This is a genomic window from Pseudomonas granadensis (genome assembly GCF_900105485.1).
Lineage (GTDB): Bacteria > Pseudomonadota > Gammaproteobacteria > Pseudomonadales > Pseudomonadaceae > Aquipseudomonas > Aquipseudomonas granadensis.
This window is the reverse complement of sequence record NZ_LT629778.1, coordinates 2686545-2710148: the sequence shown is the minus strand read 5'-3', so window position 1 is coordinate 2710148 and position 23604 is coordinate 2686545. Positions and strand designations below refer to the sequence as shown.

19 protein-coding genes and 1 tRNA gene are annotated in these 23604 nt (G+C 59.0%); 2 read left to right on the top strand and 18 right to left on the bottom strand.

Going from position 1 to position 23604, the window contains the following annotated elements; genetic code table 11:
• Positions 1–2: 2 nt before the first annotated feature.
• From BLU52_RS12045 to rfaH, 15 genes are all read right to left on the bottom strand, one after another.
• A complete protein-coding gene (locus BLU52_RS12045; RefSeq protein ID WP_090283402.1) occupies positions 3–1052 on the bottom strand; it encodes an acyltransferase family protein in 1050 nt (349 codons plus the stop codon).
• 96 nt (positions 1053–1148) lie between these two features.
• A complete protein-coding gene (locus BLU52_RS12040) occupies positions 1149–2651 on the bottom strand; it encodes a family 16 glycosylhydrolase (RefSeq protein WP_090283400.1) in 1503 nt (500 codons plus the stop codon).
• Positions 2648–3703 carry a UDP-glucose 4-epimerase GalE gene (galE, locus tag BLU52_RS12035; protein ID WP_090283399.1) on the bottom strand — a complete coding sequence of 352 codons (1056 nt, stop codon included), beginning with the start codon at positions 3701–3703 and terminating at the stop codon, positions 2648–2650. The genes BLU52_RS12040 and galE overlap by 4 nt, the downstream gene beginning before the upstream one ends.
• 31 nt (positions 3704–3734) lie before the next feature.
• Positions 3735–5153, bottom strand: a complete 1419-nt coding sequence (locus tag BLU52_RS12030) for an oligosaccharide flippase family protein (RefSeq protein WP_090283397.1) — start codon at positions 5151–5153, stop codon at positions 3735–3737.
• 13 nt (positions 5154–5166) lie between these two features.
• Positions 5167–6111, bottom strand: a complete 945-nt coding sequence (locus BLU52_RS12025) for a glycosyltransferase family 2 protein (protein ID WP_090283395.1) — start codon at positions 6109–6111, stop codon at positions 5167–5169.
• Between the two features lie 17 nt (positions 6112–6128).
• Positions 6129–7442, bottom strand: a complete 1314-nt coding sequence (locus BLU52_RS12020) for an O-antigen ligase family protein (RefSeq protein WP_090283392.1) — start codon at positions 7440–7442, stop codon at positions 6129–6131.
• A complete protein-coding gene (locus BLU52_RS12015) occupies positions 7439–8551 on the bottom strand; it encodes a glycosyltransferase (RefSeq protein WP_090283390.1) in 1113 nt (370 codons plus the stop codon). The genes BLU52_RS12020 and BLU52_RS12015 overlap by 4 nt, the downstream gene beginning before the upstream one ends.
• A complete protein-coding gene (locus BLU52_RS12010) occupies positions 8548–9630 on the bottom strand; it encodes a glycosyltransferase (RefSeq protein ID WP_090283389.1) in 1083 nt (360 codons plus the stop codon). The genes BLU52_RS12015 and BLU52_RS12010 overlap by 4 nt, the downstream gene beginning before the upstream one ends.
• Positions 9631–9632: 2 nt before the next feature.
• Positions 9633–10337, bottom strand: a complete 705-nt coding sequence (locus tag BLU52_RS12005) for a WecB/TagA/CpsF family glycosyltransferase (RefSeq protein WP_090283388.1) — start codon at positions 10335–10337, stop codon at positions 9633–9635.
• A gap of 13 nt (positions 10338–10350) precedes the next feature.
• Positions 10351–11691 (bottom strand): UDP-glucose dehydrogenase family protein, encoded by a 1341-nt coding sequence (locus BLU52_RS12000; RefSeq protein ID WP_090283386.1) that lies wholly within the window; start codon positions 11689–11691, stop codon positions 10351–10353.
• A 69-nt stretch (positions 11692–11760) separates the two neighbouring features.
• Entirely contained in the window at positions 11761–13152 is a 1392-nt protein-coding gene (locus BLU52_RS11995) for an undecaprenyl-phosphate glucose phosphotransferase (protein WP_090283385.1), read from the bottom strand.
• Between the two features lie 148 nt (positions 13153–13300).
• Positions 13301–15622, bottom strand: a complete 2322-nt coding sequence (locus BLU52_RS11990) for a GumC family protein (RefSeq protein WP_090283383.1) — start codon at positions 15620–15622, stop codon at positions 13301–13303.
• A gap of 2 nt (positions 15623–15624) precedes the next feature.
• Positions 15625–16158 carry a polysaccharide biosynthesis/export family protein gene (locus BLU52_RS11985; protein WP_090283381.1) on the bottom strand — a complete coding sequence of 178 codons (534 nt, stop codon included), beginning with the start codon at positions 16156–16158 and terminating at the stop codon, positions 15625–15627.
• Positions 16159–16170: 12 nt separating this feature from the next.
• Entirely contained in the window at positions 16171–17331 is a 1161-nt protein-coding gene (locus BLU52_RS11980) for an outer membrane beta-barrel protein (protein ID WP_090283379.1), read from the bottom strand.
• Positions 17332–17368: 37 nt separating this feature from the next.
• Positions 17369–17902: a transcription/translation regulatory transformer protein RfaH gene (rfaH, locus tag BLU52_RS11975; protein ID WP_090283377.1), complete on the bottom strand. Its 534-nt coding sequence runs from the start codon at positions 17900–17902 to the stop codon at positions 17369–17371.
• A gap of 556 nt (positions 17903–18458) precedes the next feature.
• On the opposite strand from rfaH, the gene BLU52_RS11970 reads away from it, so the two are divergent.
• Positions 18459–19442: an SDR family NAD(P)-dependent oxidoreductase gene (locus BLU52_RS11970; RefSeq protein ID WP_090283375.1), complete on the top strand. Its 984-nt coding sequence runs from the start codon at positions 18459–18461 to the stop codon at positions 19440–19442.
• Positions 19443–19558: 116 nt separating this feature from the next.
• Entirely contained in the window at positions 19559–20074 is a 516-nt protein-coding gene (locus tag BLU52_RS11965) for a cupin domain-containing protein (RefSeq protein WP_090283373.1), read from the top strand.
• A 187-nt stretch (positions 20075–20261) separates the two neighbouring features.
• Here the strand turns inward: BLU52_RS11965 and BLU52_RS11960 are convergent, their stop codons facing one another.
• The 3 genes from BLU52_RS11960 to BLU52_RS27245 all read right to left on the bottom strand — a co-directional run bounded on the left by BLU52_RS11960 (position 20262) and on the right by BLU52_RS27245 (position 23407).
• The gene (locus tag BLU52_RS11960; protein ID WP_090283372.1) at positions 20262–22583 is read right to left on the bottom strand and encodes a hypothetical protein; all 2322 of its coding nucleotides are present in this window, start codon (positions 22581–22583) and stop codon (positions 20262–20264) included.
• A gap of 25 nt (positions 22584–22608) precedes the next feature.
• Positions 22609–22683: transfer RNA gene (locus BLU52_RS11955), tRNA-Lys, on the bottom strand.
• Between the two features lie 169 nt (positions 22684–22852).
• Positions 22853–23407 (bottom strand): nuclease domain-containing protein, encoded by a 555-nt coding sequence (locus tag BLU52_RS27245; RefSeq protein WP_408003562.1) that lies wholly within the window; start codon positions 23405–23407, stop codon positions 22853–22855.
• Between the last annotated feature and the right edge of the window lie 197 nt (positions 23408–23604).

Genomic DNA, 23604 nt, shown 5'->3' with positions numbered 1-23604 from the left:
AGCTAGTCTGCCCTGACCAGTTTGAAGGAAATCGACAGCGACTTTTTTATCGATTGCGCCATCGGTTTCTCGATCTGATCGTGAATCAACCACGACACACCGATCATGAACGCTACCGTGCCCCAGAGCAGCACGTGCGGATCAATCGCCGGGTAGGCGATGTTGAAGATCATGAAGCCGATCATCTGATGCAGCAGGTATAGCGGATAGGTCAGCACGCCCAGCGCGGTCCAGTTCCAGCGTTGCAGAGCGGACATGCGGTTGGTCGCGATCAACAGGAAAATCACGAAGAACAGCACCACCACGGCGCAGATGATCAGCGGGTCGTAGTCGGTAGCGTATTTGCTTTCAATCGATGCTGCCCACACCACCGCCGTGAAAATCGCCAGCGCCAACGCCCCCGCCAGCAGCAGAATCCGCAGCGGTGTGAAGCCCTTGGCCCAGACCAGATAAAACGTGGCCCCGGCGATGAACCACGCGGCGTAATCGGTGATCAGCATCGAGCGCAGTTTTTCAAATTGCAGGACTTCGGCGACGGCAGAGATCAGCAGCCAGACCACCATGCACGGCTCGATACGGTCGATTTTCTTCAAGGCCAGCAACACGGAAATCATCAGGTAGAACTTGATCTCCACGAACAGCGACCAGTACACGCCGTCGATGGGCTCGACATTGAGCATCTCGCTGAGAAAGGCCATGTTGACCACGTATTGATAAAAATCAGCGCTGAACCTGGGTTGGCCAACGGCGAGGGTCACCAGAAAAGTGATCGTGCAGCACACCCATAAGGCTGGGCAGAGGCGCACCACGCGCGAAATGAAAAACACTTTGAGGTTGTTGCTCGAGGCGGTCATCAGAATCACGAAGCCGCTGATCATGAAGAACAGCTCGACCCCCAGATAGCCGTACTTGGCCGGCTCAGCCAGCAGCGGGTAGGGCATCGCCGACATATCGCCCTTGGCATAGCCGCGAAACGCATAGTGAAAGAACACTACGGCCAGGGCCGCCAGAAAACGCAATAAATCGAGTTCCTTGAGCCGTCGATTGTTCATGTAGATGCGCTCCGGACTGATCAGCGCTGATCAAAAACTGACGACTCTGTCGAACACGGTTCGACCCAAGGCGCAAGCTGAAACAGCAGTGGCGGCTCATGGCGTGCTCCCGGCCTGGGACAGCGATGAACGGCGTTGCCACATCTTGATGTAGTCGACTTCGAACGTTGAGGGGAGGTCAGCATCGTCGACCACGCCAAACCATGACCACATGGCCTCGCTGTCGAAGACAATTTCCATCGGGAAGAAGAAGTGTTTGTTGCGCGATTCGCGCACCAGCACGCCATCGACATACCAGCGCAGCGTGTCGGGCTGCCAGTCGAAGCCGTAGACATGGAAGTCATCGGCCAGCCGCCATGGGCTGACCCAGATGCTGCCATCGGCGATGTGCTCGGTGCTTTGCGGCGTGGCCCAGAGGTGGGCGTTCATGTGGTAGGAGCGGTCCAGCTTGCCATCTTTGGTCTTGCCGGCGATTTCGAAAATGTCGATTTCGGTGGCGTTGTCGGCCATGCCCGTCCAGGCCAGCCAGAAGGCGCTGGAGCCGGCGGAATTCATCGGTTTCGCCCGCGCTTCGTAATAGCCGAACAAACCCTTCTCAAGGGTGCGGACCATGGCGGAGGTGTAGTCCTTGAAACCGAGTTTCACGTACTTTTCCGGCAAGGTTTCCTTGCGAAAGACAATGTTCAGGTTGCCATTGCTGACGCTGGCGTTTTTCTCGGTGTACAGCGCCGGTTTGCGGCCGAGCGATTCGTTGCCGACGCCGTGGTTGACGTGCCAGCGTGTGCGATCGAGGGTGCTGCCGTTGAACTCGTCGGACAGCTTGTCGTTGAGTACCCACTGACCGCTGTTGGCCTGATCGGACAGCGGCAGGTTGCTGTTGGTCCGGTTCGGTACAGCACCGAGCGGGCCGACCCGGGTCCAGGTATCAGCGATCGGCGGAACAGCTACGGTCCAGCGGTCTGCGAGGTACTGAAAGGCTTGCTGGCGGTCGGCGAGCGAGGCAAACGCACGGTCATAGACCAGCACTTCGGCAATGTCGCCGCGAAAGTTATCCGCCGTGCCAACGGCGTTGCGACCGATGCCATACGGCCCGATCGGTACGTCGTAGAGCTCCAGCACGGAAACGCTGGTTGCGTACGCCGCAGTGTCGCGCAGGCTGATGGCGAAATTCGGCAGGACGTTATCGTTGTTGGCGGTTTGCGGGCGCGAGCTGAACAAGCGTTGCCAAGGATCGGTCCCGGCTTGTTCCGCCATACGCCGCGACACCACCAACACCGTCACCGGACCTTTGGCGCTACGGATGGCTTTGCCGAGCAAACCTGACACGCCGTTGAAGCGCACCATCGCACGACCGTTCACCGCGTCCGGCAGCCACTGCGGCGCCACGCCGGGATTGTCGGCGCTGGCATCATGGCCGCTGGCGGATTTGTCTTTCCAGCGCAGCACGCGGTTCTGCTCATCGAGCTGCACGCTTTGCGCATCCGCCGCGTCCAGCCACAGCACCAGCCCGGCGGCGGGAACACCGGGCGGTGCTGGCGCGGCGTTGCCGGCCAGGGCAAACCCCAGCAGCCAGAGAAACAGCACGCCATGAAGTTTCATCGGGCCACACTCAGCGCGGGGATCTTGAAGGAAGACTGATAGCCCTGCGGATTGCATGACTGCCAGCGCCAGGCATCGACAATCATCTGTTGCAGGTCGCGTTGCGCGGTCCAGCCCAATTCCCGCCCGGCCTTGCCCGGGTCGGCAAACATTTTGGCAACGTCACCTGCGCGGCGCGGGGCAAAGCGATAGGGGATGGCGATGCCGGTGATGTCTTCGAAACTCTGAATGATCTGCAGCACGCTGTAACCGACGCCGGTGCCGAGATTCCACACGTCGACGCCGTTGGTTTGCTGCAACTTCAACAACGCCTTGAGATGGCCGATGGCGAGATCGACGACATGAATGTAGTCGCGCACGCAGGTGCCGTCGACGGTCGGATAATCGCTGCCGAACACCGTCAGTTCAGGTATCCGGCCAATCGCGACCTGGGTCAGGCAGGGCAACAGGTTGTTCGGCCGGCCGCTGGGATCTTCGCCGATCATCCCGCTTTCGTGGGCACCGATCGGGTTGAAATAGCGCAGCAAGGCGATGCTCCAGCGTGGATCGGAGTGGCACAGATCGGTCAGCAGCTCCTCGATCATCAGTTTGCTCCGGCCGTAGGGATTGACCGGTTTGCCGGTGCCGAAGTCTTCGCGAATGGGCGTACTCGCCGGATCGCCGTACACCGTGGCCGAAGAGCTGAAGACCAGTTTGAACACCTCGTTGCGCGCCATCGCCCGGCACAGTTCCAGCGTGCCGGCTACGTTGTTGGCGTAATAGTCCAACGGGTTGCTCACGCTTTCGGCCACCGATTTAAGGCTGGCGAAATGCACCACGGCGTCGATGTCGTAGCGGCCGAAGATGTTGTCGAGCAAGTGCGCATCGCGAATATCGCCTCTGATGAAATCCACCCGGCTCAGGGTCAACTGCTCCAGACGCTTGATGCACTCGCGACTGCTGTTGCACAGGTTGTCGAGGACCAGCACGTGACGTCCGGCATTGATCAGGGCCAAAGCGGTATGCGAGCCGATGTAACCGGCGCCGCCGGTAATCAACGTAGTTTTACGCATGGAGGAACCTTCCTGTTTTCATGGACTGAATTCAGCGAGCGGTGAACACCGATTTGAATTCCTGCGGCCAGCGCGGGTGCAGGACGCTATACGCCACGGCATAGCTCAGCGCGCCAAGCGAGATGTCGCACAGCAGGTGCAGGTAGCCCTGAACAGCCAGGCGCGGCGACAGCGACAACACGGTCGTGACCATCACCAGCGAGGCCAGCACGCTGCGGTAGTTGGAATCGAGGAAGCGGCGCCAGTCGTAACCGACGGCGGTGTTGAGCCCGCGGATTTGTAGCGGCGTGATCAGCAGCATGCGCGCCAGAAGCGCCACCGCGGCGGCCATGCCGCCATAGGCGCTGCCGAAGACATACACCAACAGCAGCGCCAGCAACGTGGTCAGCACCTCGGCCTTGATCGTCAAATGGCTGCGGTTGACCGCGACCAGCGCGGTGGTGGCGTACATCGCCATGTTGCCGACGGCCGCCGTGCACGCCAGCACTTGCAGCAGAGGAATCGCCTCGGCCCACTTGGCGCCGAAGATCAGCAGGATCAGATCGCTGGCCGTCAGGGCGATGCCGAGGAACAGCGGCGTCAACAGAAAACTGCTGACCACAGTCGAGTCGCCGATGATTCCGAGCAGGCGCAGCGGTTCGGCGCTGCGCCGGGAAAACGCTGGAAGGGCATAGCTCAGCAGGCCGTTGTAGATCGCCGTGCGCGGCAGGTCGATGATGCGCATGGCCATGTTGAACATGCCGACCGCATTCGCCCCGGCCGTCATCCCCAGCACCACGTTGACGCCGCGCTGCAGGGTCTGGGAACTCAGTGCATTGATCGCCACCGGTGTGCCGGCCTTGATCAGCTCACGCAGGAACGCACCGTCGATATAAAAGGCGATGCGCCGCGGGTCTGCGCGCATCAGCACGATGATCGAGACGAATTCCATGATCAGAGCCTGAGCGATCACCGCCCAGGCGCCGAGTCCCCAGAGCGCCACCGCGATACCGGCGAAACCGCCGACAATCTTGCCCAGCAAGGTGCGCGAGGCGAGCGCCTTGAAGTTGCCGCTGCGGCGCATTTGCGCCACATAGACCCGCGCCATCATGGTGAACAGGATCTTCACCGAGGCCAGCGCGGTCATCCAGCGCAGCACCGGGTCGGTCGTATAGAACATCACCGCCACGCAGATCAGCACAATCGATGCGAGGCTGACCAGCACCGCCGCCCAGAACGCCGTCGAGATGTGTTTGTCTTCCAGCCGCTCCAGGCGGACCAGCGGGTCTTCCAGCACCGAGGAGTAAATCAGCCCGACCAGCTCGACGATGGCAATGATGATCGTGCCCACACCCAGCTCGGCCGGCGACAGCAGGCGCGCGTAGGCGACGAAGGTGATCATCGACAGCAGGATCAGGCCGAATTTTTCGGTGAAGATCCAGCCGAGGGTGACGAGGCGGTGATTGGCCATGGCGGATACCGAGTCATTGAGCGGCGGTTGATGCCGGTGCCTTGAACCCGGTGCGGGCGAGGGCGTAGAGGTAGCGCAAGGTCGGTTTGCCGTGATCGAAGATCAGCGTCTGCCAGGAGTATTCGAACATCCGCCGGTACACATCGAGCACCTCGGCATGATCGCCACGCCGGGAAAAGGTATTGAGAAAATCGGTGTGATTGCCCAGCACAAAATCGATGTGCTGCTGCTTGCTCAGCTGGGCGCCATAGCGCTCGAGGTACACATCGATGAACTTCATCTTGTTCTGGTAGTGTTTTTTCGGTTGCGCGGTCATGTTGCCGTCGTTGACCGTGCGTTCGAGCAGCACCTGCGGCACCGTGTGGATTTCCCAATGCTCGGCGATGCGCGTCCACATGAACCGGTCTTCGCAATAACGCAGGCCGGCATCGAAGCCGCCGAGTTGCAGCATCACGTCGCGTTTGACCAGTGCGGCCGACACGCCATTGAGCACGTTGGCGTGGACGAAGTCGTAGAAGTGCATGCCGCTCTTGCGCACGGCGTCCAGTTGGCGCTTGCCGTTGCTGTAATTGACCTGGGTGTAGCAATCGATCAGCCCGACCGGGCGGCCCTGTTGCTCGAGTTCGTCGTACAGCGCCAGTTGCAGCTCGAGTTTTTGCGGGCGCCACTGATCATCGGCATCGAGCATCGCCACGAAGGTTTCCTGGCTGTGGTGCAAACCGGTATTGCGCGCACTGGCCTGGCCGGCGTTGGCCTGCTGCAACAGGGTCAGGCGAAACGGTGCAGCGAAGTCCCGGACCCGTTGCGGCCCGTCATCGGTGGAGCCATCGTCGATGACAATGACGTGATCGGGCAGACGCGTCTGCTCGGCCAGCGAGGTCAGCGTCTGCTCAATGCTGTCGACGCCGTTGTACATCGGGATCAGAACACAAACGGTATGCGGGGCTTGGTTTGTCACGGCAGCTTCTCCTTGGGTTACGCCTTGGCGGAATCAGGCGCAAATGCCCGGCCAGCCTGACGCTGGCGCGGGTTTGCCGGTTTGAACGCGGGGAGCATCACCAGTTGATGCCGGAAGGACAGGGCAAGGGTGCAGAACACCAGGAATTCGGCGGAGCGGTAGTTGGGAATCACGTACGCCACGTAGTTGGTGACGGCGAACAGGCCGATGATCACCAGCGCACTGGCACGCAGTTGCGCCGTGTGGTTGGCGGTCACGGCGCGGTACTGTTTGAGCAGCGCTTCGCCGAACAGCAGAATCAGTGCGCTCAACTGGATCACACCGCCGTTGAGCAGGGTTTCCATGTAGCCGCTGTGGGCGTTGCCGATATAGCCCCAACGGGTGATGAACGCATCGGCATCGGGACTGGCCCAGAAAGCGCCGAAGCCATAGCCCTTGAGCCATTCCTGCTCGACGAAGGGTGAAAGCAGTTCCCAGATCAGCGTGCGGTCGGTCAGCGAGGGGTCGCGGCCAGCGATTTCGAGCAGCCAGGCGACGTGGTTGTAGAGCAACAGACCCGCCAGCAGAAACAGCACCGTGCTGGCAAAAAACAGTCCCTGCGAGCGGTGGATGCGCAGGCGGATGAGGGTCAGGAAATACCAGTAGCTCACCGTGCCGAACACCACCAGCGCGACGCCGGTCGCCGACTGCGCGAGCAGAATCGCTACCAGCGAACACAGCGCGCAGAACAGCGCGCGGCGATTGCCCTGGCGGATCATCGGCAGCAATAACAGAATGGCCACGGCGTTAAGCCGCGCGCCGGCGTTCTTTTCGGCAAAAATCCCCTTGAAGGCGCCGTCGCGGATGCCCCCGGAGAGGAACGCGACGTCAGGCATGACCACCGCCAGTATCAGCCCGATGAACGCCGCGGCGCCGATCGCACAGCCGAGCATGAACACGATCTTTTCCAGCGGGTAGTTCCAGGCAATGAAGCCGGCGAAAAACACCACGCCGAGCATAGCGATCACCCGTTTCAGGCTGAGCATCGGGTCATGGGACCAGCCGATCGAGGCGATCACACAGAGCAGGAACAGCAGCAGAAAGAAGTTGCTGCGGTAGAAGGTTTTGCTCAGGAACACCTTGTTGCGGATGAAGAAAAACAACGGCACCAACAGCGTCACCAGTCCGCAGACCTGATTGGCGACGCTGCCTTCGAGGTCCTTGTCGACGTCGCCGAAGCTGAACCCGCCGCCGAGGCCGAGGATGAAGGTGATCACCTGGATGTAAAACAGCACGCCGAAGAGGGCGAAGCCGTCGCGCAAGGTTGAATATCGGATCGTCAGGGTGCTCATGATGCGGCGCTCCCAAGCATCGCCGTGAGATAGGTCTGCAACGCGCGGGTATTGGCGAACCGGGCCGCCGCCTCAAGCCGGGTATGCCGCTTGAAGTGGCGCGGTGTGTTGAGTTGCAGAACGATTGCCTGCGCCAGGGCGGGCGCGTCATCGACCTCGACCAGCGGCGCCACCAGACCATTGATAAGAATTTCTGCCGGGCCGTGGGGGCAGCGAGTCGCGACCACCGGCGTGCCCGTGGCCAAGGCCTCGACCAGCGCATTCGGGCTGCCTTCGAAGCGTGACGACAGGACAAAACAATCGGCGGCGGCGACTTCCGCCAGCGGGTCGGCGGTATAGCCCGGCAGATCGACACGCTCGGCAACGCCCAGCTCGCGGGCCTGTTCAAGCAGCTGCGGGCGCAGCGCACCTTCGCCGAAGATGATCAAACGCACGTTGGTATCGGGTAGCGCGGCCAACGCGCTGATCAACGTGTCGAAACCTTTTTGCTGGGCCAGGCGGCCCACGGCAACGATTACCGCACCGGACTTTTCCAGCAGCCAGCGGTGGCTGGGCCGGCCTGGGCGCTTTTTGTAGAAGTCGTCGTCAAGCACCGGGTTGTCGGCAGTGGTCACGTCCTGGCGGCGGGCGATGGTGGTGTCGACCAGGTCTTGGGCAACGCCTTTCGACACGCAGATCACCGGGTTGGGGATCAGCCGATACAGCAGTGGCGCCGCGCTGTAGGCGAGCCGCACCATGAAGGCGGGATTGACGTGTTTGTCGTGGGAAAACGCGTTGCGTTCGCTGACGTGCAGGCGTGCCAGCGTGCCGGACAACAGCGCGGCGGCGATGGCCACGACGTTGACGTGGGTCAGCGCCGCCAATTGGGCATCGAAGCGATTGGCGCGCAGGAACCGCGCGAGTGCCGGAATCGCGCGAACGCTGCGCGGGCTGTGCAATTCGACTGTCTTGACGCGTGGGTCGAGGTATTTAGCGTTGATGCCGCCGCCGGTGAGCAGGAGCAAGGTTACGTCGTTGCCCGCGTCGACCAGCGCACCGGCCAGGCGCGTCATCATTTTCTCGGCGCCGCCGGCGCTGAGGTCGTGGAGGATGATCAGGAATTTTTTCATTGATTCCATACCTGGTAATACGCCTGAGCCGCGTGCTGGCTGGTGTAAGGACGCAGGGCTTCGGTCAGGGTCTGTTCGTGGGGCGTTGCGTCATCGCGCGAGACCAGGCTTTGCAGCATTCCCTCAGCCAGTGCCGGCACGTCGTTGACCTTGACCAGCAGTCCGAGCTGGCCGTTGTCCAGCAGTTCTCGGGGGCCGGTTTCGCAGTCGCTGGCCAGCACCGGCGTGCCCAGGGCCAGCGCTTCGATCAGCACGGTCGGCATGCCTTCGTGGGTGGAGCTGAGAATGAACAGCCGCGCGTTTCTGAGCAGCGGATAGGGGTTGCTCAGGTAACCGGTGAAGTGCACCCGTCGTGCGATACCCAGGCGTTGCGCCTGCGCTTTGAGTGCATCGCGCATCGGCCCGTCGCCGGCAATGACCAGGTCCGGCAACGTGCGCTGTTGCAAGGCCAGGGCGTAGGCGTCGAGCAACAGATCAAAGCCTTTCTGCTGCGTGAGTCGTCCCAGTCCCAACCAGTAAGCTTCGGGCAGCCCGGCGAGTAGTGGCGCCCGTGAGGCCTGGAACAGTTGTTCGGTGATCACCGCGTTCGGGCAAAAGCTGATGCGCTTTCGGCCCCATGGCAACCCGCCGACCAGCGACTGGCGCAACGCCGTGGAGACCGTGACCACTCTGCCGCTGCCGCACAGGTACAAGGCGTACAGCAGGCGCAGGCTCGAAGGGCCGGTTTTCTGCTCTTTGCAATCGAGGGCAATGTGTCGGCTGTAGATGACTTTGCAGGCACTGCCCAGCGTGGCGAACCAGGTGCAGACGTTGGCCTGCTCCTTGGCGGAAATCAGGTGGGTCACCTGCTCGTCACGAATCAGCCGGCGCAACAGCACGATCGAGCGGAGCAGGCCGGCGATGCCGTTGCCACCGCCGCTGTGGTGACGTTGATTGCCTTCCGTGTCCGGGGTTTCGCCGTTCATGACGAAGAAACTCACACGCCGGCCATCCTTGAGAAACTGCTCGGACAGCCGTTGCTGCACGCGCTCGACACCGCCACCGGATTTGAAATCCTTGAGAATGAACAGGATGTGCATGGTCACTCCCCGACGCTGATGGCGACCTTGCGCCGTGCCAGCAGGGCCAGCAGGTGCAAGAAGTTGCTCGGGTAATCGATGAGGTAGCGTTTGATCGTGTGCGGCTCGCGATACATGCGATAGAACGCGCGCAAGTGCAGGCGATTGATCAGCGCCGGATAGTATTGCCGCGAGGCCAGCGCTTCCTGACGAATGAACCCGCCACAGGTGAAGGCAACGCCTTGAAAACCTGCGCGCAGCACGTCCTGTTCGAACTGTTCCTGGAGGCCGGCGCCGAGGCCGACAATCAGAATGTTCGCTTTGCTGCGGCAGATATCGGCGTGCAGCGCCTCGGCCTCGGTGGCGTTGAAATAGCCGTTGTGGTAACCGGCGATGCTCAGACGCGGATAGAGGGTCTGGATCTTGCGCATGAACAGCTCAAGTTCGCCTTGTCGGGCGCCGACGAAGTAAACCCGCTTGCCCAAACGCTCGGCACCGCCCAGTACCTGGTCGGCGATCGAGGTGAAGTCGAAGCTGACCCGACCGATGCTTCTGCCAGTGACCCGCGACATGAATGACGACATCAGCATGCCGTCGCAAAAGTAGGTGATGGCGCCCGAGCGCTGCGCGAACACGCTGCTGATCGAAGCAAAGTTGATGAACGAATAGGCCTGGTTGGCCTCGAGCAATTGTGGCGAGTAGTGCCCGACCAGTTCGAGTTTCAACATGGCGAGGCTCCCGTCAGATCACAGAGAGGGTCTGACGACCCACCGAGACGTAGGTGAAGCCGCGTTTGCTCAACCGTTGCGGATCGAACAGATTGCGCCCGTCAAAAATCAGCGGTTGCTTGAGCCGCGCGCTGAGGACGTCGAAGTCCGGGGCGCGAAACGCCTGCCACTCGGTGACGATGATCAGCGCGTCGGCATTTTTCAGTGCCGCTTCCTTGGTGCCGGTCAGGGTCAGGTCATCGCGCGAGCCATAAATGCGCTGCGCCTCTTCCATGGCTTTGGGGTCGAAGGCCTGCACGCTGGCGCCCGCGCGCCACAGGGCTTCCATCAACACGCGGCTGGGCGCTTCGCGCATGTCGTCGGTGTTGGGCTTGAAGCTCAGCCCCCACAAGGCAAAGGTCTTGCCGCTCAGGTGGCCGTCGAAGTGATTGAAAATCTTGCTGTAAAGCGTGGTTTTCTGTTCCTGGTTGCGCGCCTCGACGGCCTTGAGCACGCGGGCATCGAAGTCGACGCTGGTGGCGGCGTGGATCAGCGCCTTCACGTCTTTGGGAAAACATGAACCGCCGTAGCCCGGGCCGGGGTAGATGAATTGGTAGCCGATGCGCGGGTCCGAGCCGATGCCGTGGCGGACCTTCTCGATGTCGGCGCCGAGGCTTTCGGCCAGGCAGGCCATTTCGTTCATGAAGCTGATCTTGGTCGCCAGCATGCAGTTGGCGGCGTACTTGGTCAGCTCGGCACTGCGCACGTCCATGACGAGGATTTTTTCGCGATTGCGATTGAACGGCTCATACAGTTCCCGCATGACTTCTTCGGCACGCGCACTGTCGGTGCCGATGATGATCCGGTCCGGACGCATGCAGTCTTCGACGGCACAGCCTTCCTTGAGAAATTCCGGATTGGAAACCACGTCGAACGTCAGTTCGCTGCGGTCGTTGTCGGCCAGCACCTGCTCGATGTGGGCGCGGACCCGATCGCCAGTGCCGACCGGCACGGTGGATTTGTCGACGATGATCTGGTGCCGGTCCATGTTCAGCGCGATGGTGTGCGCCACGCCCAACACGTATTGCAGGTCCGCCGAACCGTCTTCGTCCGGCGGGGTGCCAACCGCAATCAGCAACACGTCGCCATGGTGCACGGCGTCCACCAGATCGGTGCCGAAGCGCAGCCGGCCGCTCTGATAGTTGTCACGCACCAGGCTTTTCAGGCCCGGCTCGTAGATTGGCAGAGTGCCTTCCTTCAAGGCCTCGACCCGGGCGACGTCGACATCGACGCAGAGCACACTGTGCCCGACCTCAGCCAGCGCAGCGCCTTGGACAAGGCCAACATAACCAATACCGAATACGCTCACATTCATGGTCAAACCTCAGGTCGTCATGACCGGTTATCAACGGGCGGGCAGGGGCAGGCAGCGGTGGGGCAGGGGTCAGTAGATGTTTTTCGAGAACAGCGTGAAGGGGGTCTTGAGGAGGATTTTCAGGTCGAGCCACAGCGACCATTGATTGATGTAATTGAGGTCCTGGGCGACGCGCAGCTGCATCTTTTCCAGCGTCTCGGTTTCACCGCGATGGCCGGTGATCTGCGCCAGCCCGGTGATGCCCGGCTTGAGCCGATGGCGGGCCATGTAGGCGCGCACCTTGCCGGTGTAATAGAGGTTGTGGGTGACCGCATGGGGGCGCGGACCGACCAGCGCCATCTGCCCAAACACGACATTGAACAGCTGCGGCAATTCGTCGATGGAACTGCGCCGCAGGAAGTGGCCGATCGGCGTGAGGCGGTTGTCGTTGCGGGTGGCCTGGCGCACTTCACGGTCGTCGTGAACGTGCATCGAGCGAAACTTCCACACCTTGATCACTTCGCCGTTGCAGCCGTGGCGGTTCTGCTTGAACAGCACCGGGCCTGCGGAGGTCAGCTTGATCGCGGTCGCTACCGCCAACAGCAACGGGCTGAGCAGCACGATCGCCAGCGCGGCGAGGCTGCGCTCGAACAGGTCCTTGCACAAAAGACTGGCCGGATGCGAGCTGATCAGGCTTTCGTTGAGGTAGATGGCCGGCATCCGCTCGATTTCCGAGATCGAATGGTTGAGCAGGACCATGCTGCCGAAATCCGGAATCCACACCACATCGACATTGACGTCGAGCAGGTCGATGTACAGCGCTTCGATTGTGGCGGCATGCGCCATGTTCAGCACGATGTACACGCGGCGCACTTCAAGGCGCGCGATGATCTCGCGGATCGCATCGACGCGACCGAGCAGCGGCAGAATGCTCGGTGCGGGGCCGCTGTCATCGGCGGCAGCGACAAAGCCCAGCACCAGTGCACGATTGGGCGTGGAGAGCTTTTTCGCCAGCTCATGCGCCGTCGGGCAGGTGCCGATGATCACCGAGCGGCGTTCGTTGCAGATCTTGCGTGAGTACAGCCGGGCCAGGTAATGCAGGGGCAGAAAACTCGCCGCCTGGACCACGAAACCCAGCACCGCCCAGAGGATGATCACCTGGCGCGAATAGATCGCGCTGGTCTGCGTGACGAAGGCAATCGCCGCCAGCACCGCGAGCAAAATCAACCAGCCGGCCAGCAGTCTGCCAAGCCCGACCACCAGGCCATAGCGTTTGTGATACACGCGCATCACGCTGTAGATCGGCACTGAGCCGAGCACAGCCAGGATGATCAGGATGCGATATTCGCTGGTCAGGTAGCCGACGCGCCAATACACCAGCAGCACCAGCAACGAGGTGGCCAGCAGCAGGGCGCACGACCATTGACCCCAGAAGGTCAGGCCGCGGCGTTGCGTCATATGAGCGGTATAGAGCGGAGTCATGGGCTTGACCTCAAGGCAGCAGTAATGCGTCAGCGCTGAGCGAGCAGACACGAGGTGTCTTCCCGCTGGCTTTTCCGTGGCTCGGCAGAGGTGAAGCGAGTTGTGTGTTGGCAGAAAGGGGTGCAGCGGCAGGCGCGAGCGCCCGGTGTTACCTGGGCGCGAAATCGTAGTTATAGAACGCCCGGGAGTGGTGATGGCCATACTTGCGCGCCTTGCGCAGGTCGACCTGGTTGAGCACGGTACCGAATACCGGCACATGACTCTGTTGCAACATCGCGAGGCCGCGCTGGACCTGGCTGATCGGGGTGCTGTCAGCCTTGACCACGTAAATGACCGCATCCGAATGCTTGGCCAGCAACAGCGCATCGCTGATCAATTCTGCAGGCGGTGAATCGATGATGATGTGCCGGTAACGCGAGCGCAGCGCTTCGAGCATGCGCGCCATGCGCGGTGAACTGAGCAGATCCTGCGGCGGTGGTTGCAGTGCGTTGGCCGGCTCGGCAGGCGAGGGCAGACGTGGCGCGGCGAGGGAATCTCGCGCCGACGGCATGACCTTGCCGGCCAGCAACATGTCCAGATTGCCCACCGAAACGATGCAGTCTTCGAGTCGGGCGGTGCCGGCAATCACGTTCGCCAGGCCAGGGCTGTCGGGTGGGAAGTCGAAATTCTGCGACAGCGTCGGCTGGCGCATGTCGGCATCGATCAGCAGTACCCTTTCCAGCGGTGCCAGCGAGCTGGCGAGGTTGTTGGCGATGGTGCTTTTTCCTTCACCGGCCACCGTCGAGGTGATCAGCACCACTTGCGAGGGCATCTCGTTGCTTTGCAGCATCAGCCAGGTGCGCAGGTTGCGGATCGTCTCGGAGAAGCGTGGGTTGTCGTTGTCTTCGAACAAACGCGCCAGCTGCCGGCGGTTTTTCTTCATGACCAATGGCACCACGCTGAGCAGCGGAATGTTCAGCGCGCTTTCGATCGACTCATCAGTTTTGAAGGTGTTGCTCAGGCTGTCGAACAGCAGCGCCAGGGCCACACCGATCACCGCCGCGATCAAGGAAACGATCGCCACGATCAAGGTTTTCCGCGGTTTGCTCGGATCGACCGGAACAATCGCCGGGTCGACGATGCGCACTTTGGTCGAGTCCATGTCGGCGGTCGCAGTAGTTTCCTTCAAGCGGGTGACGAAGGTTTCGTAGAGCGCCCGCGAGCTGTCGACCTCACGCTGGAATTCACGCAACTGGAATTCCTTGCGGGCAATGTCCTGAATTTGCGCCTTGTTGCTGTTGAAGGACTGACGCAGTGAAGCCTCACTGGCCGTGGCGAGCTGGTATTGCCGCTCAATTCCGGCGACCACCTGCTGCACCTGCAATTGCAGGCTGGTGGTGGCGGTGCGCAACTCCGACTGCGCGGACAGCAGGCTCGGATGCTTCGGCCCATAGCGCCCCGACAGTTCATCGACCTTGGCCTGGGCCAGGGCACGATCGGCCTGGAATTTCTGCACCAATGGGTTACTTAACACGGCGGGCACGCTGGACAGTTTGCTCAGATCGCCGTTGCCCAGGGCCTTGGCCTGCCGGTACTCGCTTTCGGCTTCGGCACGGTTGCGCCGGGCATCGACCATACGATTACCGGTCATTTCCAGTTCATTGGCGCTGATCGTGGCGACACCGCCAACGTCCACCAGACCTTGCTCTTCGCGGTAGCCCTGGAGCTTTTTCTCGGCGGCGCGCAAGTTGTCACGCAACTTGACCAGCCGGGTGTTCATCCACGCCGTGGTGGTTTGCGTGGATTTTTCACTGGTGTCGAGCTGGCTGTCGGTGAAACCGCGGGCCAGCGCATTGGCCGCCGCTGCGGCGAGAACCGGGTCGGGCAACTCGACCTCGATCTCGAGCAACTGGCTCTTGCCGACGAACTTGACGCTGGTGTGCAGCATCAGGTTTTGCGTGACCTGGTTGAACACTTCTTCTTCGGTGACCGCCTGTTTTTCCGGCAGCCAGCGCTCCAGACCGAGCCCCGGTAACCATTTGTCCAGATCGACAGCGGCCAGCCATTCGCGCGGTGCGAACCACGACTTCGGTTGCTGGCGCGGGTCAGTGACCGGGTGCGTGGTCAAACCGAGTTTTTTCACCGCACGCTCGGCCAGATCCCGCGATTGCAGGAGTGCCTGTTGCGTCTGCAGGTAGTCAGTGGTGTTGCTGTTGGAGTCCTTGACCTGCTGAAAGGACATCAGCGGCGGGCTCTTGTCGTTGAACAGCAGGGTGGTGCTGCCGATGTATTGCGGAGTGATGTTCGAGACCACGATGGCCGCGAGCAGACCGCTCACCAGAATCAGCCAGCCGATGCTCCATTTCGCGCGCCAGATCACCCGCCAGAGTTTCAGCAGATCCAGGGTGTCCTTGTCTTCGCTGTGCTGGTGATGCTGCTGCACGTGCGCTTGCAAAGGACGTTCGACGTAAGTGCCAAGGCTGTTGTCCATGATCAGAAGAACCCTTGTGCAATGGAAATGGTGTCGCCGGGGGCAATCGTGGTGCTGCGCGTCACGTTATCGGTGTCGGTCGCGCCACTGTCGCCTCGCAAGATGGTGACGCGCTTGATCGAGGCTCGCTCGGTCAGCCCCCCGCCCAAAGCAATGGCTTTTTCCAGGGTCAAGCCGGGCACGAACGGATAGCTGCCGGGCTTTTTCACTTCGCCATTGATGTAAAAGGGGCGGTATTCGATCTGGCTGAGACTGACTTTCGGGTCGACCAGGTAGCCTTGCTTGAGTCCGTCGACAATGAATTTTTCGACCTGGCTGGGGGTCAGCCCCTTGGCGGAGATTTCGCCGAGAAAGGGGTAGGAAAACGTGCCGGCGTCGCTGAGCCGGATCTTTTTCAGGCTCAACTCCGGCTCACCAAACACGATGATGCGCAACACATCGCCAGCGGCCAGTTTGTATTGCGTGCCGGGATCTGCCGCGTAGACAGGCGCCGCCATCACCAGCGTGAACGACAAGACAAGTGCGGATGTGTTCATGTCGAAACCCTCTTAAAGGCTGACGTTGAAACTGATCTGAAACACGTTGCGGGTGAAGCTTTCGTTGTCGGCATCGGAATCGTTGTCGCGGAAGCGATAGCCGACTTCGATGTCCAGCCAGCGGCGCATCGCATAGATCACCGCCAGGTTGTAATCCTGAAAGTCGTCGGTGCGGCTTTGCCCTTCGTAGACGTAACGGCCCAGGCCGGCTTGGGCCACAGTGGTAATCCGCTCGGTCCAGCCGTGTCGCCAGCCGACCTGGGTGAAGGTCGACTTCACCGCCTCCGCGCCGTCGTCGCCCTCGGCAAGCGCCTGGCGCGCGACAAAGGTAAACGTCGAATACGTGCGCGGTTTCCATTGCAGATCGACTTGCCAGGTGGGGTTGTCGAGGTCGTTGGATTCGTTGCTGTCGAAGTTCTTTTTTTCGTAACCGACGCGCACTTTGCCCGTCGTGCGTGCCGTGAAATCCCAGACGGCACCGGCCAGTACGGCGTCCGATACGCTGCTGCGCGGACTGTTCGCCTGCTTGTAGTCGAAGTCGGTGTGGTCATATTCGAGCAAACCTCGGGTATTGCTGCCGATGCGGTGGTACCAGGTGCTGGTCAAGGCGGTGGTGTCGCGTTCCTTGTCGGCATTGATGCCGTCGCCATTGTCGTAGCGCAGTTGCGCGTAATTGACCCCGAGATCGATCTGGTTGTCCGCGCTTTTGGCGCCAAAGGTATAAAGCCCGCCGACCCGTTTGTTGTTGAGCTTGTCATTCACACCCTCGACCGCCGTCGATTCGGTGCGCTCCCATTTGCGATATTCGGCGTCCAGTTTCAAACGATGGCGATCGGTGAACTCCATCACGCTCTCGGCACGCACACGTTGCGCCGTGTTCGAGGCATCGGAATCGTCGTGATAGATGTACCGCGTCGGTTGCCAGATCACTCGCGTGGCGCTGTTACGGTCTTCGGCCTTGAGCTCGAAGGAGGGCGCCAGTTTGGTGATCATCGAGGACTGCTTGTTGTCTTCCACTTCGCGAAAGTTGTCGTCATAACTTTCTGAAAAAACAAACGTCGGCGTGAAGTCGAATCCATAAACGTTTATCGCTTGTGGGTCGGTGCTCCAGGCCATTCCCGGATAGAAAGAGGCCATGATCAGTGCAACAGGGCAGCGTGATTTCAAGGCCATGTCATGGCTCCTGAGAAATGGCAGGTGAGAAAAGCTGTTATTTGTACGATTGGAAGTTGTGCTGTTGTCGTTGAATAGCGGTAAGCGGCAGGCACACGGGCTGTTCGCGGTTGAGAAACTGCAGAAGCAGTAACACCCGATCGTTGCCCTGCAGCGCCTGGAATACACCCTCGAGTGGTGAGAGCGGGCCGCTGATGATCCGCAAAGGCTCACCGGGTTCGAGGCGGCCTTTCACATCCGAATCCGATTCCAGGCAGCGTTCGCGCAGATGCTCTATGACATGTTCCGCTACTGCCACGGGACCATGATTGAACTCGACAACCCGGCTGACGCCACGGGTCGAGCGCAACGGTGCCCAATTGTCTGTGCTGCTGAGCTGGATAAATAGATAACCGGGGAATAACGACTCCATCACGCGCTGTCGTTTCCCGCGAATGACGCGCTCAGTGAAGAGTTGAGGGTGAAAGACCACGTAGTGTTGCTGGAGCAGGTTGAGGTGTGCGCGCTCATCCTGGCGTGGTTTGCATTGCAACAGATACCAATTGGGTTGATCCGAGCTGATTGCTGGCATGCGAGTAAACTCTTTGATGTTCGAGAAGTTTAGGGCAGGCAGAAGCTCTATTCAGGGCCGTGCAAAGACAATTGGCAGGGTGTGTTTTTATTATGATGTAACGTCGGTGTGTTTCAATAATGAATCACTTGTCCGGCTCGATGTTGGCTGAACTTTTTAAAAGACAAAGCTACCGCACAGTCTGCATGTTCGCAGTGTTTACGTTAGGTTGCCAAGTGGTTAGCTCTGGAACTTTCGGCAGCGATTGAGAAGGGAATCGCGCCACGTTCAGCTAGACGTTGGTAGTTATCGGCCAGTCTTCGCGGTCTGTCAAACGATCCGAGTCAAAAAACACGCCATTTGTCGACTAGCTGTATCTCGCGTGACTATCTCGCTGTTTATAAAGCGTTTTTTATTTGACGTCCGAACGTGTTCGTTTTTTTTACACTGACCGCTAGCGTCAGGGTCGCTGAGACCTTCCAGCATTGAGCGGCTACGAAATGCTTATAAGCTATGGACGGCTTCTGGCGGACGGCGTTATAACTCACCGCCTATTCGATCGAGGAGAGCAGGGACTATGACCGTTCTTGTGACTGGCGCGGCAGGCTTTATCGGGTATCACACGGCGAAACGATTAGTTCAACAAGGCCAGCAAGTAATCGGTATCGACAACCTCAACGATTATTACAGCGTTGAGCTAAAGCGGGCACGATTAAAACAACTAAGAGAACTGCCAGGCTTCGATTTTCGACTGATGGACATAATTGATAAACCGGCACTGATGACGCTGTTCAAAGAGCATCGTTTTACCGAAGTCATCCATCTGGCCGCTCAGGCCGGTGTGCGTTACTCACTGGACAACCCGGACGCCTATGCGCAATCGAATCTGGTGGGCTTTTTGAACGTACTGGAAACCTGTCGTTTTCACCAGCCGGCGCATCTCATCTACGCATCAAGCAGTTCGGTGTACGGCGCGAACAGCGAGCTGCCTTACCGTGTCGACAACCCGGTCGAGCGCCCGGTTTCGCTGTACGCAGCCACTAAACGCGCCAACGAATTATTGGCCAGCAGCTATTGCCATCTCTATGGACTGAAGGCCAGCGGGCTGCGCTTTTTTACCGTTTATGGGCCTTGGGGCCGACCGGATATGGCTCTGTTCAAATTCACTCAGGCGATCTTGCAGGGGGAGCCGATCGATATTTACAACAACGGTCAGATGGCGCGGGATTTCACTTATATAGATGACATTGTCGAAGGCATCGCGCGGTTATGTCCAAAACCGCCGGTACCGGCGAAGGAGGGCGAGGGCGTTAACAAACTATTCAATATAGGACGCGGCAGGCCTATTGAATTACTCAATTTTGTCGATTATCTGGAAAAGGCGCTGGGTATTAAAGCTCAATACAATTTTCTGCCGCTGCAAGCGGGCGATGTTGTCAGTACATGGGCCGATGTATCGGCACTTGCCGACTGGACGGGGTTTTCTCCACAAGTGGATGTTGCAGACGGCGTGTCCCGATTTGTTGCGTGGTATCGCGACTATTATCAAATCGAGTCCTGACGATTGAGTGCGCAGAAGTCTCATGCAGGGGGATAAAAGCGAGATTATTGATAGCTACACTAAATGACCGTTTAGTTGAGCTATCAAAAAACCTATCGGAATAACGGGAGCAGGCGATGATTCAAGCTAAACCCAATGCGCACGACGTCATAAATGCGCTGGATCTCGAAGCTCACATCGAAGGCGGCTATTTCCGCCGAACCTATCAATCCGATCATCGCGCGAGCCTTGAGACCAGCACAGGGCCCCGTTATCTACTGACGTCAATCTACTATCTGTTGACTGAGCAATCTCCGGTGGGACAGTTTCATTTCAACCAGTCCGACATCCTGCATTATTTTCATCTGGGCGATCCGATCGAATACAGCCTGATCCATGCAAACGGTTCATTGCAGACGCTGGTCATGGGCAGCGACATTCTCACTAAGCAACATCTGCAATTACACGTACCAGGTGGCATCTGGAAAGCTTCACGCTTGCTCAATGGATCACATGGATTCGGATTGATCAGCGAGGCGGTTTCGCCGGGATTTGATTTTGCAGACATGGAAATGGCTGATCGAGGAAAACTCACTGCGCAATTTCCGCAGCATCGTGCGCTGATTGAAAAGCTGACGCGGGAGAAAGGCTGAAAGGCGCAGATTTCAAAATACCAGCGGCTCGACGAAAAGGACACTGAGGCTTCGCAGCAGATTGAAATGCCGCGTACATCGAGGCTGAGCGTGTAATACCTTGTTACGTGTAATGTATATTATGTTAAATCGTGTGTATGAGTTGACTAGGCTTTCAGTCCGCACCACCACCGCTCGAAGCCGTCGCCTAATCGATTCCATTCGCTTGCTGCTTCAACAACCAATGTCTCTCGGTAGTCCATCCGATAAAAACCTGAGCACCTCCGCTTGCTTGGCGAGCCTCGGTCAACGGTGCGCCAGAAGCCGCTACTCGCAATCCTCTAATCGCCGGCAGGAACCTCTCGCGAAATGCACTAGGCTGACTCGCGAAATGAGCTTCGATACGTTCAATCGCGAATTGCATTTCTGCCTCATCCAGCATCGCTAGATAAAAGACCATCTGCCGCCACGCGTACGACGTATTTTTGATCATCAACAGGCTGGAGTGATAAAACCTCAACTTCATCTGCTGGCGTATGCATATCCATCTGAAGCATTCCTCGGCCATCGAAGCCAGCCGATCCTGCAATAGCGCTTTCAACCCAAGCTCATCAAATAAGAGCGAGAGGTTTTGTGTCGTCAGGATCTGTTGTTGCTCAATGATTTTCCCGTTAGTCGCCGGTCGCCATGTCCCCAGGCTCTCATCAGCGCGCTGGGAGCACAATCTGGCCAATGCGTCCCTGGGACTAGCGTCAGGCCTGGGGAACCTTTTGCGCCTGGATTTCGGTTGATCAGGAAGCATCGCCAATTGGCTTGCATCAATGTCGTAGTAATTGGCGTATAGCGTGCCACCTGTCAAAGATGCCGCCTGCCTGGCAGCTCTTGTGTACTTGTTGGAGAAAGCGCCCATGAAAATGTCCGAGGCGACTTCTTCAACAAAAGGCAGATCCAGCTTGGCCATCGCAGCAAGCGCATCAAATTCCTGAATCAGTTTGTTGGGCAGGATCGCTTGAGGAAAAGCGCAAAGGGTCAATGCTGCGGATTCGATCAGGACCTGTCTGGCTGCGTCAGCGACCACCGCGTCCGTTTTACGCTCGACTTCAACAGCCGCCACCCACGGCAATTCATTCATCCTGACCTGACTTTGCAGATCCAACAGCAACAATGATCGGCGTTGTCGAAAGGCGCGATAGGTTGCGACAGACAGTATCCGCAGCGACGTATCGCGAAATCCTGCGCTGCAAATCTCAGCCGTAATCGCTGGCAGCAGCCGCGCCATGGTATCCCCGGATGTAATCAATCCCTTCTCGATCAACTCGGCAATTGTGCCCTTTCGACACCGCTCGACGCTTCGACGAATAGCAGGAGGAATGCCGATACCTGTTAACAGCGAATATGCGGTCGCTTCTTCGCAGGTAACGGGTTGCAACAGAGATGAAAAATCGGAAACTCCGTCCGAACCGGGATACCTGCTCAGACGTGCGGCAACCGCTTTAGCAAATAGATGGTGTCCGGGTGTGGACACGTGACTGCGTTGAGACTCTCTGTGCTTTTGATGAGATTCGGATTCAGGATGACCATGCTTGCGTACGAAATCGTCGATGATCCTGCGAATTCGTCCGACTTGCCGTCCCGTAAGCGACGCCACATCGCTTGCGCAACTCCCGAGCAGTGCAAACAACTCCCCTGCCCGATCCCTTGAGCTTTCAGCTTCACCTGAAGCGCTGGGGCAAGAAGCATCGAACTGCCGCTTCAGAATATTCGCCTGCTCAAACCAGCCCTCGGGGTACAGGCGACAAGGCCAATTATCCTGATACGTTAAAAGGAACAGCGACACCGCCGAATCGTAAAGCGGTAAACGAGTTTCAACGACATGCTTCTGCACTGCCACGCGCGCCTGTGCCGGGCGATTTGAAAGCACGGCCCTGACATCACCGACAGTAAAAGCCTGCACTTGCCCTGAAGAAAGCGGCAAACCGTCAGAAGCCATCGGAAAGAATCGCAGCTGTTCAAAGAAAGGCGCTATCGCTTCAACCAGGTCCCATGCACTCTCTGTACGTTGCTGCCCCAGCAACCAGGCCACGGTCAGCAGTGCAGCTTCTTCGGGCACCTCGATTCGATAATCCCCGCTCGCCAGCTTCGTTTGCAGTACCTCGATCCCCTCCTCCGTAAGGTGCCAAGTGTTGAGATCGAGTCGCTCGAAGCCAGGACGGATACCAGGAATCGAAGCAGCCAACTGTCGCTCGTACTCGGTCAGTGCACCGCCGGCCAAGAACTGCCCAGTGGCGAAACCTCCAGTGACGACTTCCAGTGTGACCCACTCAGGCACATCCGCGAATGGAGTTCTTGAGCCATACGACGCCGATCCCTGCAATATGTGCTCGATTACATTGCGCCAGCGCTCGATGCGCTTGCTCGTCTGTCCGTCATTGTCGAGGCCCGGTGCAGTGAGTGCTCGAGACAGTTGAAAGGCTGCATAGCCGGCACCTATGCCGGCGTTCGCATTCGATTCCCTATCGTCCCTGAGCATGAGTCCTTCCGAGCCTGCGATGTTGTGGGTCCGGGGGCTGGATTCGAACCAGCGCCCACCCGGTTAAGAGCCGAGTGTTCTACCGCTGAACTACCCCGGAACAGAGCGCGGATTTTCCACGAGCGTTGAACGATTGTGAAGATCGAAAACATTGCCGCTTGTGAACCTGAACGGTCGCACCGGCGTCGCGAACCAATACGCCGGGAGCCGAAGACTTTATTTTGGGTTGCGGGATCGTCAGCGAGTTTAGCGGTACTGTGCGAAATCGATTACCTCGCCGTTCCAGTAGCAATCGTACGCGCCGGAGCGGCCGCGATTGGTATTGCACTCAAAATACGTTTGAGCTCAATCCCCAGCGCCTCCCCTTCTGATTCAGCCCCGATTTGCCAAGCTCCGACCCCATAGTCCGCATGATAGGTCGGGCTGACAAGCGCCCTTACTTTGTCTGCCCGAGGTATCAGCAACAATGAAACGTCAGGCTTGATGCCCTTCCACCGGAGACTGTCGTGATAAAGGTGCGCTGACTCCATCGCATCCAGGACGCTGGCGCGGGCGCTGCGATACTTTGCGTCGAAAACTACGAAGCGCTTCGCCGAAGGCGAGTCCAGCGTCACGACGATATCCGGATATCGCTCTCGCGATAAACTTTGAAAACCGCGATGCGCAGTTCGATCGATCGCTGGGCATCGGACTTGGTAACACGCCTCAACAGTCACATTAGCCGCTCTTCCCCGCCAAACGATTTCCTTCGCACCCACCGATCGATATTCACGTCTCCAGACGAGTTCAGGAAACTGACGTTGCAGCTGTGTAACTATGGTCACAAAGCACCACCGCTCATAGATCTCCCATGTTGGGCTGATCCATAGCGTCTCATCAGGATCCTTTCCCAACCAGCCTGAACGCAACGCGTACCAACCAAACCGATAAGCTCGCGCGTATACAGGGTGAGCAGAGATCGCATTCAATCCAGCAGCCGATAGACGCCTGGCAGTCACGATGCAGAAAGGTCTCGCGCGTT

Coding starts and splice junctions, on each gene's coding strand:
- BLU52_RS12020 (WP_090283392.1), bottom strand. CDS start 7,442: ATGAGCACCCTGACGATCCGATATTCAACCTTGCGCGACGGCTTCGCC.
- BLU52_RS12030 (WP_090283397.1), bottom strand. CDS start 5,153: ATGGCCAATCACCGCCTCGTCACCCTCGGCTGGATCTTCACCGAAAAA.
- BLU52_RS12015 (WP_090283390.1), bottom strand. CDS start 8,551: ATGAAAAAATTCCTGATCATCCTCCACGACCTCAGCGCCGGCGGCGCC.
- BLU52_RS11960 (WP_090283372.1), bottom strand. CDS start 22,583: ATGCTCAGGGACGATAGGGAATCGAATGCGAACGCCGGCATAGGTGCC.
- rfaH (WP_090283377.1), bottom strand. CDS start 17,902: ATGCCAGCAATCAGCTCGGATCAACCCAATTGGTATCTGTTGCAATGC.
- BLU52_RS11985 (WP_090283381.1), bottom strand. CDS start 16,158: ATGAACACATCCGCACTTGTCTTGTCGTTCACGCTGGTGATGGCGGCG.
- BLU52_RS12045 (WP_090283402.1), bottom strand. CDS start 1,052: ATGAACAATCGACGGCTCAAGGAACTCGATTTATTGCGTTTTCTGGCG.
- galE (WP_090283399.1), bottom strand. CDS start 3,703: ATGCGTAAAACTACGTTGATTACCGGCGGCGCCGGTTACATCGGCTCG.
- BLU52_RS12005 (WP_090283388.1), bottom strand. CDS start 10,337: ATGTTGAAACTCGAACTGGTCGGGCACTACTCGCCACAATTGCTCGAG.
- BLU52_RS11970 (WP_090283375.1), top strand. CDS start 18,459: ATGACCGTTCTTGTGACTGGCGCGGCAGGCTTTATCGGGTATCACACG.
- BLU52_RS11965 (WP_090283373.1), top strand. CDS start 19,559: ATGATTCAAGCTAAACCCAATGCGCACGACGTCATAAATGCGCTGGAT.
- BLU52_RS12000 (WP_090283386.1), bottom strand. CDS start 11,691: ATGAATGTGAGCGTATTCGGTATTGGTTATGTTGGCCTTGTCCAAGGC.
- BLU52_RS11980 (WP_090283379.1), bottom strand. CDS start 17,331: ATGGCCTTGAAATCACGCTGCCCTGTTGCACTGATCATGGCCTCTTTC.
- BLU52_RS12040 (WP_090283400.1), bottom strand. CDS start 2,651: ATGAAACTTCATGGCGTGCTGTTTCTCTGGCTGCTGGGGTTTGCCCTG.
- BLU52_RS11995 (WP_090283385.1), bottom strand. CDS start 13,152: ATGACTCCGCTCTATACCGCTCATATGACGCAACGCCGCGGCCTGACC.
- BLU52_RS12010 (WP_090283389.1), bottom strand. CDS start 9,630: ATGCACATCCTGTTCATTCTCAAGGATTTCAAATCCGGTGGCGGTGTC.
- BLU52_RS11990 (WP_090283383.1), bottom strand. CDS start 15,622: ATGGACAACAGCCTTGGCACTTACGTCGAACGTCCTTTGCAAGCGCAC.